The organism is Clostridium tetanomorphum, assembly GCF_017873215.1.
GTDB classification, from domain to species: domain Bacteria; phylum Bacillota; class Clostridia; order Clostridiales; family Clostridiaceae; genus Clostridium_AO; species Clostridium_AO tetanomorphum.
Genome location: NZ_JAGGKA010000005.1, coordinates 36,953 through 53,026, shown reverse-complemented (window position 1 = coordinate 53,026; position 16,074 = coordinate 36,953). Strand labels below are relative to the sequence as shown.

General features: G+C 29.1%; 12 protein-coding genes. All 12 read left to right on the top strand.

Going from position 1 to position 16,074, the window contains the following annotated elements; translation table 11 throughout:
* Window positions 1-91: 91 nt before the first annotated feature.
* Window positions 92-523, top strand: coding sequence for an FHA domain-containing protein (locus J2Z24_RS06130; protein ID WP_035145358.1), 432 nt, complete (start codon window positions 92-94; stop codon window positions 521-523).
* A gap of 51 nt (window positions 524-574) precedes the next feature.
* The gene (locus J2Z24_RS06125; protein ID WP_035145356.1) at window positions 575-1,777 is read left to right on the top strand and encodes an FtsW/RodA/SpoVE family cell cycle protein; all 1,203 of its coding nucleotides are present in this window, start codon (window positions 575-577) and stop codon (window positions 1,775-1,777) included.
* Window positions 1,778-1,779: 2 nt separating this feature from the next.
* Window positions 1,780-3,207 carry a peptidoglycan D,D-transpeptidase FtsI family protein gene (locus J2Z24_RS06120; RefSeq protein WP_035145353.1) on the top strand — a complete coding sequence of 476 codons (1,428 nt, stop codon included), beginning with the start codon at window positions 1,780-1,782 and terminating at the stop codon, window positions 3,205-3,207.
* 22 nt (window positions 3,208-3,229) lie between these two features.
* The gene (locus J2Z24_RS06115; protein ID WP_035145351.1) at window positions 3,230-4,126 is read left to right on the top strand and encodes an HD domain-containing protein; all 897 of its coding nucleotides are present in this window, start codon (window positions 3,230-3,232) and stop codon (window positions 4,124-4,126) included.
* A 114-nt stretch (window positions 4,127-4,240) separates the two neighbouring features.
* On the top strand, window positions 4,241-4,843 hold the full coding sequence (locus J2Z24_RS06110) for a metal-dependent hydrolase (protein ID WP_035145349.1): 603 nt from the start codon (window positions 4,241-4,243) through the stop codon (window positions 4,841-4,843).
* A 31-nt stretch (window positions 4,844-4,874) separates the two neighbouring features.
* Window positions 4,875-6,737, top strand: coding sequence for an excinuclease ABC subunit UvrC (uvrC, locus tag J2Z24_RS06105; RefSeq protein WP_035145348.1), 1,863 nt, complete (start codon window positions 4,875-4,877; stop codon window positions 6,735-6,737).
* A 144-nt stretch (window positions 6,738-6,881) separates the two neighbouring features.
* Window positions 6,882-7,796: a UDP-N-acetylmuramate dehydrogenase gene (murB, locus tag J2Z24_RS06100; RefSeq protein ID WP_035145346.1), complete on the top strand. Its 915-nt coding sequence runs from the start codon at window positions 6,882-6,884 to the stop codon at window positions 7,794-7,796.
* A gap of 186 nt (window positions 7,797-7,982) precedes the next feature.
* Window positions 7,983-8,867, top strand: a complete 885-nt coding sequence (rapZ, locus tag J2Z24_RS06095; protein ID WP_035145344.1) for an RNase adapter RapZ — start codon at window positions 7,983-7,985, stop codon at window positions 8,865-8,867.
* Window positions 8,864-10,198 carry a gluconeogenesis morphogenetic factor MgfK gene (gene mgfK / locus J2Z24_RS06090; protein ID WP_035145342.1) on the top strand — a complete coding sequence of 445 codons (1,335 nt, stop codon included), beginning with the start codon at window positions 8,864-8,866 and terminating at the stop codon, window positions 10,196-10,198. The genes rapZ and mgfK overlap by 4 nt, the downstream gene beginning before the upstream one ends.
* Window positions 10,199-10,210: 12 nt before the next feature.
* Window positions 10,211-11,164: a DNA-binding protein WhiA gene (gene whiA / locus J2Z24_RS06085; protein WP_035145341.1), complete on the top strand. Its 954-nt coding sequence runs from the start codon at window positions 10,211-10,213 to the stop codon at window positions 11,162-11,164.
* Between the two features lie 9 nt (window positions 11,165-11,173).
* Window positions 11,174-12,502 carry a DRTGG domain-containing protein gene (locus J2Z24_RS06080; protein WP_035145339.1) on the top strand — a complete coding sequence of 443 codons (1,329 nt, stop codon included), beginning with the start codon at window positions 11,174-11,176 and terminating at the stop codon, window positions 12,500-12,502.
* Window positions 12,503-12,539: 37 nt separating this feature from the next.
* The gene (locus J2Z24_RS06075; RefSeq protein WP_035145337.1) at window positions 12,540-16,052 is read left to right on the top strand and encodes a DNA polymerase III subunit alpha; all 3,513 of its coding nucleotides are present in this window, start codon (window positions 12,540-12,542) and stop codon (window positions 16,050-16,052) included.
* The last annotated feature ends 22 nt before the right edge of the window (window positions 16,053-16,074 follow it).

Genomic DNA, 16,074 nt, shown 5'->3' with positions numbered 1-16,074 from the left:
TAAGATGCTAGTCTTTCCAATATAAATATGTTAAAATTATAGCTTGAAATTCTATTGTTGACTTAGATGGAATAAGAAAAGAAGGTGTTGTATAGTGTTGGGAAAATTGAGTTCTATAATTACCATTGTAATTATAGCCATAGTTTATATGGTAATATTTACTGCATTAAAGATAATGAATAAAGATATTAAGTCTAATGGAAAGAGAAGAACTAGAAGAAAATCAGTGGGGCTTGAAATTATAGAACCTGGTAATAGTGTCAATTTAAAAAGGGGAGGAGTTATCCCTATTCAAGGAGAAATAACCATAGGAAGAAGAACAGACAATACTTTTGTTTTGGATGACCCGTATGTTTCCTCACTACATGCCAAAGTATTTATTAGGAATAATGAATATATAGTACAGGATTTACAGAGTACAAACGGTACTTTGGTGAATAATGTAAAAATAAATGGCAGAAAATATTTGAATTCTGGTGATATAATTAAAATAGGAAGCACAGTATTAAAATTTATAGGATAAAAAATAGAACATTAAAGTTTTAGAAAAAGTAATTTAGGATGGTGACTAGGCTTGGACACTAGTAGAGATGAAAAAAAATTATTAAGATATACCTATTTATTGTGTTTAGTAGGTTTCCTTAACTTAGCAATATTAAAACAGCCCTTTGATAAAGGGGCTATGCTTATGTCTTTAATTACCTGTTTACTTATAGGATATTCATATTTTGTTATAAGAAAATTTTTTTCCGATGGAGATAAATATATATTTATTTTTTCTAGTATATTAGCAGTTATAGGAATAATAATGCTATATAGAATAGATACATCTGTTTCTATAAAACAAATTATTTGGTTTGCTATAGGAGTCACTAGTTTTATATTAATTGTAGTACTGTTTCCAGACTTAAAGAAGTTTAGTAGATATAAATATATATATTTAGTTTTAACTTTGATACTTATGTCTATGGGGAGTTTATTAGCAAAAGATACCTTTGGATCTAAAAACTGGGTATCCATAGCTGGGTTTACTTTTCAGCCATCAGAGTTTGGAAAACTATCTTTAGTAGCTTATCTAGCATGTGCACTAAAAGATTATAAAAGTTTTAAAAACTTAATAGAACCAGCTGCTGTAGTTATGGTATCATTAGGTTTTATGGTTTTACAAAGAGATTTGGGAAGTGCACTTATATTCTTTGGTATATCCATAACTATGCTTTACATCGCTACGTCTAAAATAAAATATATAACAACTTGCTTTGGGCTTTTTGGTATAGGGGCTTTTATAAGTTATGGATTATTTGATCATGTAAAATTAAGGTTTTTAATTTGGAAAAATCCATGGCCTTATGCCACAACAAAAAGCTATCAGATAGTTCAATCACTTTTAGCCATTGCATCTGGTGGACTTACTGGTTCAGGATTAGGAAGAGGATATCCTAACTATGTACCAGTTAGAACTACAGATTTTATATTTTCTATTATATGTGAAGAACTTGGAATATTAATGGGATTTGCTATATTACTTTTATATTTTCTATTATTTTATAGATGTATGAGAGCAGCTATATATGCAGATGATAATTTTTCTAGACTTATAACTGTAGGATATAGTGCTATGATTGCCTGCCAAGTGTTAGTAATAGTGGGAGGGGTAATTAATATGATTCCTCTTACTGGTATAACTTTACCCTTGGTTAGTTATGGAGGAAGTTCTATGTTAAGTACTTTTTTTGCTCTTGGAGTAATTCAAAAGATATCAGAAGAGGGTAGGTAAGAATGAAAGATATATCAGATAATATAAAAAAAGTAATGATTGTATTTTTATTATGCTTTATGGGCTTAATCTCTTATATAACATATTTTCAAATTATAGTAGCTCCAAAGATTATTTCTAGCCAATATAATCAAAGATTATGGGCTAAGAGAAATGAAGTCCTTAGAGGAACTATATATGATAGAAATATGAAAGCATTAACTAAAAGTATAAGAATAAATAAAGATAGTCAAAAAAGACAGTATGAAGGAGGAGCTATTTCTGCTCATGCATTAGGATATTTAGATGTAAAATATGGAATAACTGGTCTTGAAAAAAAATATGATGAAGAACTTACATCTACTAGCATTAAAGAAACTATAAGTAGTTTTATAAAAGCAAATGATAAAGAACCAGAAAAATATGGTAATAATATAAAAACTACTTTAGATTATAATGTTCAGAAGAAAGCTTATGAATTATTAGGGGACAATAGAGGAGCTGTAGTAGCTTTAAATCCTAAAACAGGTGAAATATTAGCTATGGTATCAAAACCTTCCTTTAACCCTAATGATTTAGAAAAAGATTGGGAAGCTATAAATACTAATAAAGATAGACCATTACTTAATAGAGCTACAGCGGGACTGTATCCACCAGGGTCAATCTTTAAAACTATAACTGCAGTGAGTGCGTTAGATAATATTCCAGGAATAATCAATAAAAGATTTGAAGATAATGGAGTGTTGGCGTTTAACTCAAAAGAATCTTTAAAGAATTATAATGGTGAAGTTTTAGGAAACATAGGGTTTAAAGAAGCCTTTGTTCATTCAAGTAATGTAGTGTTTGGTAAACTAGGTATAGATATTGGAAATGATAAGTTAAAAGAAACTGCTGAAAAATTTTATTTTAACAAAGATATTCCTGCAAATGGATTAGTAATAGAAAATAGTAGATTTCCATCATTAAAAAGTTATGAAAAAGGAAATCTAGCTCAAAGTGCTATAGGGCAGGCAACGGTATTATCTACCCCTATAGAAATGGCATTGACGGCTGGAACAATAGCTAATGATGGGGTAATGATGAAGCCTTATATAGTAAAGGAAGTACTAACTAGTAAGAGAGAAGTTATTAAGACTATAAAACCTGAATCACTAAATACGGTTACTTCAAAAGAAAATGCAAAAATTGTGAAAGATTTTATGCGTGGAGTGGTATCAGATGGTACAGGTAGGGGAGCAGCTTTAGAAGGTATTGAAGTTTGCGGAAAAACTGGAACAGCAGACTATAAAGAAGAAGGATCAGGAGCTTCTCCTCATTCTTGGTTTATAGGTTTTGCACCTTATAATGATCCACAAATAGCATTAGCAGTAATTGTTGAAGGTGGAGGACAAGGAGGAATTGCTGCAGCTAGTATAGCATCAGGTGTATTTAAGGCAGCTTTAGTTAAATAATGGTTAGAAAGTGGGGATTATATTGAAAATTAAAGAGATAGAGCAACTAAAAAATGGAGAGAAAGTTCAATTTAATGCTCTAATCAGTGATAAAAGAACAGGATGGAAAAAGGATGGAAGTGCTTATTTACTTCTTATTATGCAGGATAATACAGGTACAATAGCTTTTCCAGTATGGGATAACTATGATAAGTATAATTCTATGTTAGAAGTTAATTCTATTATAAATGTTAAAGGAATAGTAGTTAGGTTCAATGGAAGTATACAAATACGTAATCCTATAATAAATACTATAGAAGAAGAATTTGATTATGCTGAATATGTTCCTGTGTATGACATACCTAAAGAATTAATAGAGTATTTTAACAACATAGTGAACAATTTAGAAGAAAAGTATAAAAAAATAGCTATAGGTGCTACAGGAGCATTAGGATATAATAAGGATAGGTGGCAAGCATTTTTAAATTGTGTTGCTGCAGAAAAATTCCATGGCAATAAAAGAGGAGGACTATTCTTACATACTATTGGAGTTATGAAGACAATGGAAGGGATTATAGGAAATTATATTACTAGTCCTTTTTACATGAGTGCAAAAGATACTATAAATAAGGACAGATTAATGTTAAAAGCTATTGTTCATGACATTATGAAGATAAAAGAATATGACTATGATGGAATAATAAGAAGGAAAGATATAAAGCTAGATCATTTAGTTTTAGGAGCAGCATACATTAGAGAAATAAATAAAGAGATGAACAATGTATTATCAGAAGAAGAACTAGATGATATTTGTTATTCTATATTAGCCCATCATGGCGAATTTGGTAATTTTGAACCTAAGGGAATTGAAGATATACTATTAAATGTAGCAGATATAGTTGACAGTCAAATTGTAAATGCTATTGAAAATAAAATATAAATAAAGAAATGGAGAAATTGTGATATAATTCTCCATTTTTCTTTTGTTTTAATGTATAATATACTAAATAGTAGACATTATAGAATACATTTAAATTTTAACTGAGGAGAAAATATGAAGGGTAAAACTCATGCGGGAATAGGAATACTTAGTTTTATTGCGATTTACAATAAATTACCAGTGAAAATGGAATTGTCAGGCTTAGTCATAGTTACAGTAGCATCTCTATTACCAGATATTGATCATCCTAAGAGTATAATAAACAAATATATATTACCTTTTAAAAATAAAATTACTAAAGTAACATTTTATACCTGTATAGGAATAACAGTATTATGGTATAGCTTTTTATATAATGCAGATGATTATTTAAAGTCTATAGGAATATTATTTTTATTAATTGCAATATCATCCCATAGGAACGGATTAACTCATAGTTTAACAGGAATGATAATATTCTCTTTTTTAGCTGCTTATATAGGGAATATATATAACATAAATAATGTAATATACTATTTTATGTTAGGATATGGATTACATTTATTTTGCGATATGGGAACCAACAGAGGAATTCCCTTGTTCTATCCATTTAGGAATAAGAATGTAAAGCTGCCTATTACATTTAAAACAAATTCAAAAGTAGGTAATACAGTTGAAGATATTATAGTTATAATAGGATTATTTTATATTGTATATAAACTGCCTAGTATATTATAGTTGGTAGGCAATACAGAAATGGAGAGATTTTATGTTTGATTTTGAATATCAATTAAAAATACTTCCAGATAAACCAGGAGTGTATCTTATGAAGAATTCTCTTGGTGAGATAATATATATAGGAAAAGCTAAGATTCTAAAAAATAGAGTAAGACAGTATTTTCAAAATTCGAAAAATCATTCTGAAAAAGTAAGGGCTATGGTTAAAAATATTTATGAGTTTGAATATATAGTTACAGATTCAGAAATGGAGGCTTTAATATTAGAGTGTAATTTAATAAAAAAATATAGGCCAAGATATAATATTTTGCTAAAAGATGATAAGGGATATCCTTTTATTAAAATAACTGTAAATGAGGATTTTCCAAGAGTTTTTGTAACAAGAACTGTTGCCAAAGATGGATCTAAATATTTTGGGCCCTATACAGATTCAGGAGCTGTTTATGAAACCATAGAATTGATAAAAACAATTTTTCCTATAAGAACATGTAGAAAATTAATTAAGGAGGATGGAGAAAAAATAAGACCTTGCTTAAACTACCATATAGGATTATGTAAAGCTCCTTGTGGTGGATATATAGCAAAAAATCAATATATGAATATAATAAAGGATGTAATGGAATTACTCAATGGAAAAAGTAAAAATATTGTGGAAAATTTAAGAAAACAGATGGAAGAGGCAGCAGAAGATCTAGAATTTGAAAAAGCAGCTAATATAAGAGATAAAATAGTTGCAGTAGAGAAAATAACAGAAAAACAGAAAATTATTACTAGAAACTTTGAGAATGAAGATTTTATAAGCATATATAGTGACGAAAAGGACAGCTGTGCTCAGATATTTTTCTTAAGAGAGGGAAAGATTGTAGGGCGGGAACACTTTATAATCGAAAATACAGTAGGTATGGAAGAAGCTAATATAATATGTGATTTTATAAAAAGCTTTTACGGTGGAACTGCTTTTATACCTAAGAGCATATATGTGTCAAGTATGGAAGATATAGAATTAATAGAAAAATGGTTAACTATGAAAAGAGGAAGTAAAGTATGGATTAAGATACCTAAAAAGGGGGAAAAAAAGGACACATTAGATTTGGTGAAAAAAAATGCAAAATTTACATTAGAGCAATTTAAATTAAAGATTTTACAAGATAAAGAAATACATCAAGTTGCGCTAAGAGAATTAGCGGAAGTTTTAGGGTTAGAAGAAATACCTATGAGAATAGAAGCTTATGATATTTCAAACATACAAGGAGTCGACTCAGTAGGAAGTATGGTGGTTTTTGAAAATGGAAAAAGTAAAAATAGTGATTATAGGAGATTTAAGATAAACTCTGTAAAAGGAGCAAATGATTATGATAGTATGAGGGAAATATTAAATAGAAGGTTTAAACATGGATTAATGGAAATAAAGGATATACAAGAAAGAAATTTAACACTGAGCTCAGGGAAATTTTGTGTATTTCCAGATTTAATATTAATGGACGGAGGAAAAGGACAAGTAAATATTGCGTTGGAGGTCTTAAAAAGTTTTAATATAAATATACCTGTATGTGGTATGGTCAAAGATAGCAATCACAATACACGAGGTATTATATATAATAATAATGAGTTAAGTATACCTTTTAATTCCAATGTTATGAGATTAATAACTAGAATACAAGATGAAGTTCATAGATTTGCTATAAGTTATCATAGAAGTCTAAGGGATAAAAGAGTACTACATTCTATACTAGAGGATATTCCGCATATAGGAAATAAAAGAAGAAAGGAACTTTTAAAAAAGTTTGGAAGCATAGAAAAAATAAAGAATGCATCTTATGAAGAACTTTTACATACACCTTCCATAGACAAAAAGGCAGCTTTAAGTATACTAGAGTTTTTTAAAGAAAAATAACAATAAGGAATAAACTGGATTAAAGGTGACAAGAATATAAATAAGTTGATAGATATTAGTGAATATATAAATATTGATTAAGAAAGTAAATTACATTATACTTATGTATGATACATAATTTTAAGTTCAAGGAGATAAAAGGATATGAGTCAATATAAAGAATTTGCTATGGAACTAGTTAAATATTTAGGTAAAGAAAATGTAAAAATAGATGAACCAATGAAAAATCATACATCCTTTAAAGTAGGTGGCCCAGTAGATGTTTTACTTACCCCTAAATCCCATGAACAAATAAGAGAGGCTATAATTTTAGCTAAGAAAAATAGAATTCCTTATTTTGTTATGGGAAATGGTTCTAACTTATTAGTTAGAGATGGCGGTGTACGAGGAATCATAATTAAGTTATGCAAATTAGATAAAATAAGTGTAGAGGATGAGAAAATTGTAGCTCAAGGAGGAGCATTACTTTCAAAGGTATCTAGTTTAGCAGCAAAGAATAGTTTAACAGGATTTGAATTTGCTAGCGGAATACCTGGAAGTGTAGGGGGAGCCCTTACTATGAATGCAGGAGCATATAATGGTGAAATATCACAGGTAATAGAAAGTACTTTAGTTTTAGATAGTGAAGGAAATATTATGAGATTATCTAAGGAAAAATTAGAACTTGGATATAGAATGAGTTCTATACTAAAGCATGGATATACTGTGTTAGAAGCAGTATTTAAATTAGAAAGAGGAGATAGTCAAAAAATTTATGCTAGAATAGAGGAACTTGGAAAGAGAAGAAGGGAAAAACAACCTTTAGAGTATCCTTCAGCAGGAAGTACATTTAAAAGACCAGAAGGCTATTTTGCTGCTAAGCTCATAGAAGATAGCGGATTAAAAGGAACTAATGTAGGTGATGCAGAAGTATCAAAAAAGCATTCAGGATTTATAATTAATAGAGGAAACGCCACAGCAAAAGACATATTGAATTTAATAGAAGTGGTTCAAAATACTGTTAAGGAAAAATTTAATGTAGATCTTCATACAGAAGTGATGATTATAGGAGAAGAATAAGATTATAATTAGTTAAGGGTAAAATAGTTAAGATTTTGTCCTTAACTTTTATTTTTATAATTATGCCTATCATTGCTATATAAGGACGCATATCTTTTTTACTATTAATGTATAGTGTGTTATGCTATAATAAAAAATAATTATTTTAAGGATGATTTTGTAGTTTTTATAAGAGGAGGAACAACTATGAGGTTCGTAATTGTTACGGGATTGTCTGGTGCAGGTAAAACTCAAGCTATTAGAAGTTTAGAGGATTTAGGATATTTTTGTGTAGATAATTTACCACCAACATTAATACCTAAATTTGCTGAAGCTTGTTATAAAACAGATGGTAGAATAGATAAAATCGCTTTGGTAATAGATATTAGAGGTGGGGAATTCTTTGATGACCTATTTGAAAGCTTAAAATATATTAAGTATGAAGGATACAAACATGAAATATTATTTCTAGATGCTTCTGATGAAGTATTAGTAAAAAGATTTAAGGAATCACGAAGGAAGCATCCTTTAGCCCCAGATGGAAGAATTTTGAATGGAATATTATTAGAAAGAAATAGACTAAGAGAGGTAAGAGATAGATCAAATAATATAATAGATACTTCAAATTTTACTACTGCGAAATTAAGAGAAGAAATAACACGGATATATGGAGAAAAAGGTCAAATTGAAACTGAACTTATGATAACAATTGTATCCTTTGGTTTTAAGTATGGTATTCCACTAGATTCGGATTTAGTATTTGATGTTAGGTTTTTACCTAATCCTTATTATATACCGGAATTAAAAAAGTTTTCAGGTAATGATAAAGATGTAGTAGATTATGTTATGAGTTATGACGTAACAAATAATTTTATAAACAAATTAGAAGATATGCTGGAATTTTTAATACCTAATTATTTAAAAGAAGGAAAAAGACAACTTATTGTATCTATAGGTTGTACTGGTGGAAGACATCGTTCTGTAGCAATAGCTAATGCTATTCATAAGAAGTTAAAGGATAGAGGGCGTAAGGTTAATATAGATCATAGAGATATAGAAGAAGATGTAAACAAAGGTGGTAAAAAGCTATGAAAATAATTGATTGGCTGAGACCAGGGATAAAAGTAAAAAGGTGGATTCTTCTTGCTTCTATGGGAATACTTTTTATTGCTTTTGCTTTAATTGAATTTGTAAGGCATAGACTATATAGCATATATTATATTTCATTTTATGTGTTTTTAATTATAGCAGGAGTATTTATTATATATATATCTGCTACACAGGGAATGAGATCTATTATAGCCCTTATAAATAAAGGATACCTAAATGTTTCTTTGGATTCCAAAAAATTAGAAACGTTGATATATGAAAAAAGGTTATTAGTTAAAGGACCTAAGATTGTGGCTATTGGAGGAGGAACTGGGCTATCTACGATGCTCAGAGGACTTAAATATTATACCTCTAATATTACGGCTATTGTAACTGTAGCAGATGATGGGGGAGGATCAGGAGACTTAAGAGAAGATTTAGGAATATTACCACCTGGAGATATTAGAAATTGTATATTAGCGCTATCAGATACAGAGCCTTTAATGGAGGAGTTGCTTCAATATAGATTTAAGGATGGAAGATTAAAAAATCAAAGTTTTGGTAATTTGTTTTTGGCAGCTATGGATGGAATATCAAATAATTTTGAGGAAGCAGTTCAAAAAATGAGCTCTGTTTTAGCTGTAACTGGAAAAGTCATACCTGTAACTTTAGATAATCTTATATTAGAAGCAAGACTTAAAAATGGAAATATGGTAAAAGGAGAATCTAATATTCCAGAGGAAGTTATTAAACAAAATAGTCCTATAGAGAGAATATTTATAGAGCCTAGGGATGCAAAAGCTTTATCAGAGGCTGTGAATGCCATAGAAGAAGCTGATGCAATTATATTGGGACCAGGTAGTTTATATACAAGTGTTATACCTAACCTGTTGGTAAAGGATATCAGTGCAGCTATACAAAAGACAAATGCACTTAAATTGTATGTTTCTAATATAATGACTCAGCCTGGAGAAACAGATGGATATACTGTTTCAGATCATATTAAGGCTATATTTAAGCATGCTGGCAATGGAATAATTGATTACGTTATAGTAAATGTAGGTAAAGTTGCAAAAGAATTAGAAGGAAAGTACAAAGAAGAAGCATCACATTTAGTTAAAATAGATGAAGAAAAAATAAAGAACACTAATGTAAAAATAATTGGGGGAGATTTTATAAGTGTAAAAAAAGGGCTTATAAGGCATAATTCTGAAAAGTTAGCATCTATTTTAATTGAAACTATAATGGACAAAAAGTTATTATATGATAGAAGAAAGATAATAGAATACTTCTATTTATCAGAAAGATTAAAAGAAAAGAATAAAAATAAATAGGGAGTAGAAGTTATGTCGTTTTCAGGAAAAGTAAAAAATGAAGTTTGTAGATATACAGAATTGAGTAAAGAAGAAGCTTTAGCAGAGTTATCTGCAATAATGAGAGTAAGTGGTACATTAACTTTTGGTGGCAATAGACATATTAGTTTTAAGATTACTACAGAAAATCCTGCCATTGGAAGGCTTGTTTTTAAGCTTTTGAAAGAGCATTTTAATATTCATACTAAGATAATGGTAAAGAAAAGTAATTCTTTTAAAAAAAATAATGTTTATATGATTATTATAACTGAAGAAAATAATGTAGGAAAATTATTAAGAGAAGTAGAGGTCTTAAAAGGTGAAGAAGGGGTATTAGCTCTAAATTATGAAATATCGCCTAAAATAGTTTGTGACGATAAGACAAAAAGAGCTTATATTAGAGGAGCTTTTCTTGGGGGTGGAAGTATAAGTAATCCAGAAAAGGCATATCACTTAGAATTTGTAACTCACAATGATAGTTATGCCCATAATATAAGTAAAATTATAAATAGTTATGGATTAGATTCAAAGGTAATACAAAGGAAAAATAGTTATATAGTTTATATAAAAGAAGGAGAACAAATTATTGATTTATTAAATATAATAGGAGCTCATTCATCTCTTTTGGAATTAGAGAATGTAAGAATAATGAAAGAAATGAGAAATAATGTTAATAGATTAGTGAATTGTGAAACTGCAAATTTAAGTAAGACTGTTAATGCAGCAGTTAGACAAGTAGAAAGTATAAAACTTATACAAAATGAAATAGGACTTCAACGTCTTCCTAAAAACTTAAGAGATGTGGCAGAATTAAGACTTAAGTTTCCAGATGAATCTTTAAAGGAACTAGGAGAAATGTTAAATCCTCCAGTAGGCAAATCTGGGGTAAATCATAGATTAAGAAGGATTGAGAAAATAGCAGATGAGCTTAGAAGGGAAGGAAGGTAAAATTAACACATGTCAAAACATGAAGAGGTTGTTAAATATATTACAAATTTGGTAGTAGGAACGAAAATTTCTGTAAGATCTATGGCAAATTTGTTATCCATAAGTGAAGGAACTGCATATAGAGCTATAAAAGATTGTGAAAGCATAGGCATTGTTACTACTATACCAAGAATAGGAACAATTAGAGTAGAAAAAGTTGAGAAAAAGAAAAAAGAAGTATTAACTTTTGCAGATATTGTTAATATTGTAGATGGAAATATAGCCGCGGGTAAAGCTGGAGTTCATAAAACATTAGATAGATTCATGATAGCAGCTATGACACCAGAGGCTATTGAAGAATATATATCTCCTGGTTCATTACTTATAGTAGGAAATAGAGAAGAAGTTCAAGAACTAGCTTTATTAAGTGAATGTGGAATAATAATAACTGGTGGATTTAAGTGTAGTGATAATATAAAAAAACTAGCAAATAAAAAGGAAATGCCTGTTATATGTTCATTGTATGATACATTTACTGTAGGAAGTATGATTAATAAAGCCATGGAAGAAAATATGACTAAAAAGGATATAGTTCTTGTAGAAGATATAATGGATTCGAAGTATCCTTATTTGAAAAATACGAATACTATATCAGAATGGAAAGATTTAATGGATACAAGCTCTCGTGCTAGATTTCCAGTTATAAATGAGGAAATGAAATTATTAGGAATTGTATCATTAAATAACTTATCATCTGCCTTGAAAGATGAAGACTTAGTAGAAAAAGTAATGGATAAAAATGTAGTAACTATTGATTCTAAGATTACCGCAGCTTATGCTAGTTATATTATGGAGAGTGAGGGTATTCACTTTTGTCCAGTTATAGAGAATAAAAAATTAATAGGTATAATTAGAAGAAACGATATAATAAGAGCACTTAAATATGCTATAAGGCAACCAAAATCAAAAGACAATTTAGAAAGTATAGTTTTAAAAAATTTTAAATGTCAGTGGGAAGATGAAAAAATGCATTTTCAAGGAAAAATAACTCCAGAAATGTTGGATCCAGTTGGAACTGCTTCTTGGAGTTCTTTAAATATGTTACTTTCTTCTATGGCTATATTATCCATAGATGCAAAAGATAATATAAATTTATTTGTAGATAATATTACCACATATTTTATGAAACCAGTGCAAATAGATACTAATATAGATGCTTATGTTAGTATTATTAATAATGGCAAAATTTTTTGCAAGGCTATGAACAAGAATTTTTGTAAAGTAGAAATAAGTATGTATGATGATAAAAAAGATTTAATTGCTAAAGCTTTTTTATCTGCTAAAGGTATTAAAAAATAGCATATTTTAAATATTACAATTGAAGAAGGGAGAATGTATGGAGAAAGCTAAAAAAATTGCACGTAAATGGGTTAGTTTACATCAGCATACAGAATATTCGCTTCTAGATTCATCAGCAAAAATTACAGACTTAGTAAAAAGAGCTAAAGAATTAGGTATGGATAGCATAGCTATAACAGATCATGGCGTTATGTATGGATGTGTAGAGTTTTATAAGGCAGCAGAAAGTGTTGGTATCAAACCTATTATTGGTTGTGAGATATATGTAGTACCAAAATCCATGACTTTGAAGGTAAATGATAAAGACAATGAAATTTATCATTTGGTTTTATTAGTAAAAAATGAAATAGGCTATAAAAATCTAATGGATATTGTAAGTAAAGCTTCTACAGACGGATTTTATTATAAGCCAAGAGTGGATCATAATTTTTTAAAACAGCATAGTGAAGGATTAATTGCATTAAGTGCTTGCCTTGGAGGAGAAATTCAATCTTATATCCTACAGGGAAATATAAGAAAAGCTGAAGAAATAGCACTATTTTATAATGATATATTTAAAGATGGGTTTTATTTAGAACTCCAATATCATGGTATGCAGGAACAGTTAAAGGTAAATAAAGAACTTATTGAAATGTCTAAAAGAACAAATATACCTTTAGTTGCTACAAATGATGTACATTATATAAAAAAAGAGGATTATAAACCTCATGACATACTTTTATGTATACAAACAGGTAAAACTGTAGATGAAGAAAACAGAATGAAATATCCCTCGGATGAATTTTATCTTAAATCTCCAGAAGAAATGTATAATCAATTTTCACATGTACCAGAGGCTCTAGAAAATACCATAAAAATTGCTGAACAGTGTAATTTTAATTATAAATTTCATGAATCTAAACTTCCTAACTTTCCGCTTCCAGAAGGCACAAATCACTATGAGTATATTAAAAAATTATGTTATGATGGGCTTAAAGAAAGATATTTTCATATAACTAGAGAACTAGAATATAGACTTTTATATGAACTTAAAATAATAAAAGATATGGGCTATATAGACTATTTTTTAATAGTATGGGATTTTATAAGATTTGCTAGAGAAAATGGTATAATGACAGGACCAGGAAGAGGAAGTGGAGCAGGATCAATAGTTGCATATACTCTTGGTATAACAAAAATAGACCCTATAAAATACAGTCTTATATTTGAAAGGTTTTTGAATCCAGAAAGAGTATCTATGCCCGATATAGACAGTGACTTTTGTTATGAGAGAAGGCAGGAAGTTATTGATTATGTAGTTCAAAAGTATGGAGTAAATAATGTAGCACAAATAATAACCTTTGGAACTATGGCGGCAAGAGCATGTATAAGGGATGTAGGAAGGGCTTTGAAATATTCCTATGCAGAAGTTGACAGAATAGCGAAGATGATTCCAACTATCTTAAATATAACTATAAATAAGGCTTTAGAGTTAAATCCCGAATTAAAAGAAGCCTATGATAATGAGGAGAGAGTAAGGGAATTAGTGGACATAGCTAAAAAGCTAGAGGGATTACCTAGACATACATCTACTCATGCAGCAGGAGTTGTAATAGCATCTCATCCACTTGTAAACTATGTTCCTCTGCAGAAAAATGAAGGAAGTATAGTTACTCAGTTTACTATGGGAACATTAGAAGAACTAGGGCTTTTAAAAATGGACTTCTTAGGATTAAGGACTCTTACAGTTATGAGAGATGCGGTAACTATGATTAAAGAAAATAGAGGGATAGATATAGACTTAGATAAAATAGATTTTGAAGATAAAGAAGTTTATAAAATGATAAGTGAAGGTAAGACCGTTGGTGTATTTCAGTTAGAATCTCCAGGCATGACAAGTTTTATGAAAGAATTGAAGCCAGATTCTTTAGAAGATATAATAGCGGGAATAAGTCTCTATAGACCTGGTCCTATGGCTGAAATACCAAAATATATTTCAAATAAGAAAAATCCAGACAAAATAGAATATTTAACTCCAGAATTAAAGGAGATTCTTTCTGTAACTTATGGATGTATGGTTTACCAAGAACAAGTAATGGAGATTGTTAGAAAATTAGCTGGATATTCAATGGGAAGAAGTGACCTAGTAAGACGTGCAATGTCTAAAAAGAAACATCATGTAATGGAAGAAGAAAGAAAGAACTTTATCTATGGTATTATTGATGAGGAAGGTAATGTAGAAGTACCAGGATGTGTAGATAATGGTATAGATGAAAAAATTGCAAATAAAATATTCGATCAGATGATGGACTTTGCATCTTATGCGTTTAACAAGTCCCATGCAGCAGCGTATGCGGTGGTAGGTTTTCAAACAGCCTACTTAATGAGATATTATCCTACGGAATTTATTGCAGCTATGTTAAATAGTGTAATGGGAAATAACGAAAAAATTGCACACTACATAAGATTTGCTAATGATAATAATATAGAAGTATTGCCACCAGACATAAATGAAAGTTTCACAAAATTTACAGTTAAGGGAAATAAAATTAGATTTGGAATAGCAGCTATAAAAAATGTAGGAGTAAATGTAATTGAAAGTATTGTAAAAAGCAGAAATGAAAAAGGAAATTTTAAGGATCTAGTTAATTTTTGTAATAAAGTAGATTTAAGTTCTGTAAATAAGAGAGCTGTGGAAAGTTTAATAAAAGCAGGAGCTTTCGACTGTTTAGGAATATATCGTTCAAAACTTTTAGCTGTTTATGAAAGAATATTAGACGGAATAAATAATGATAGAAAGAAAAATATAGATGGGCAAATAAATTTATTTCAGGATTTTAAAGAAGATAGAAATATAGAGATAGAATATCCTAATATAAAAGAATTTGATAAAAAGTATTTACTTGCGATGGAAAAAGAAATGACAGGGCTATATTTGTCAGGACATCCTTTGGAGGAATATAAAGATATTTTAAATCAAAAAGTTAGTGTGAACATATCTGAAGTAACTTCATCACAGACATTAGAAGAAGGATTTATAGAGGAAGAAATGACAATAGAAGATGGACAGAAGGTAAAGATAGGTGGGATAATAAATTCTGTAAGCAAAAAAATTACAAAGAATAATGAAATGATGGCTTTTATACAAATAGAGGATTTATATGGAGCTATAGAAGTAATTATATTTCCAAAAACTTTTAATAAATATAGAGACTTAATAGAAGAAGACTCTATGATAATAATAAAGGGAAGAGTAAACATAAGGGAAGGCGAACAACCTAAAATTTTATGTGAAGACATAGAGGCTTTATTAAATGAAGCACATAGTGAACAGCAGTATGTATGCAAAAAAATATATATAAGAATAGAAAAAGAAAAAAATATAAATGAAGTTATAAAAAGAATAAAACCAGTGTGCATACAATACAAGGGTAATATTCCAATATATCTATATATAAATGAAACTAGAAAATCATTTTTAATTAATAAAGATTTATGGATAAATGGAGATATAGATATATTAAAATTTTTTCACAATAATTTTGGATTAGAAAACGTAAAGACTATTTAAATTAATAGTATATTTATTGTGA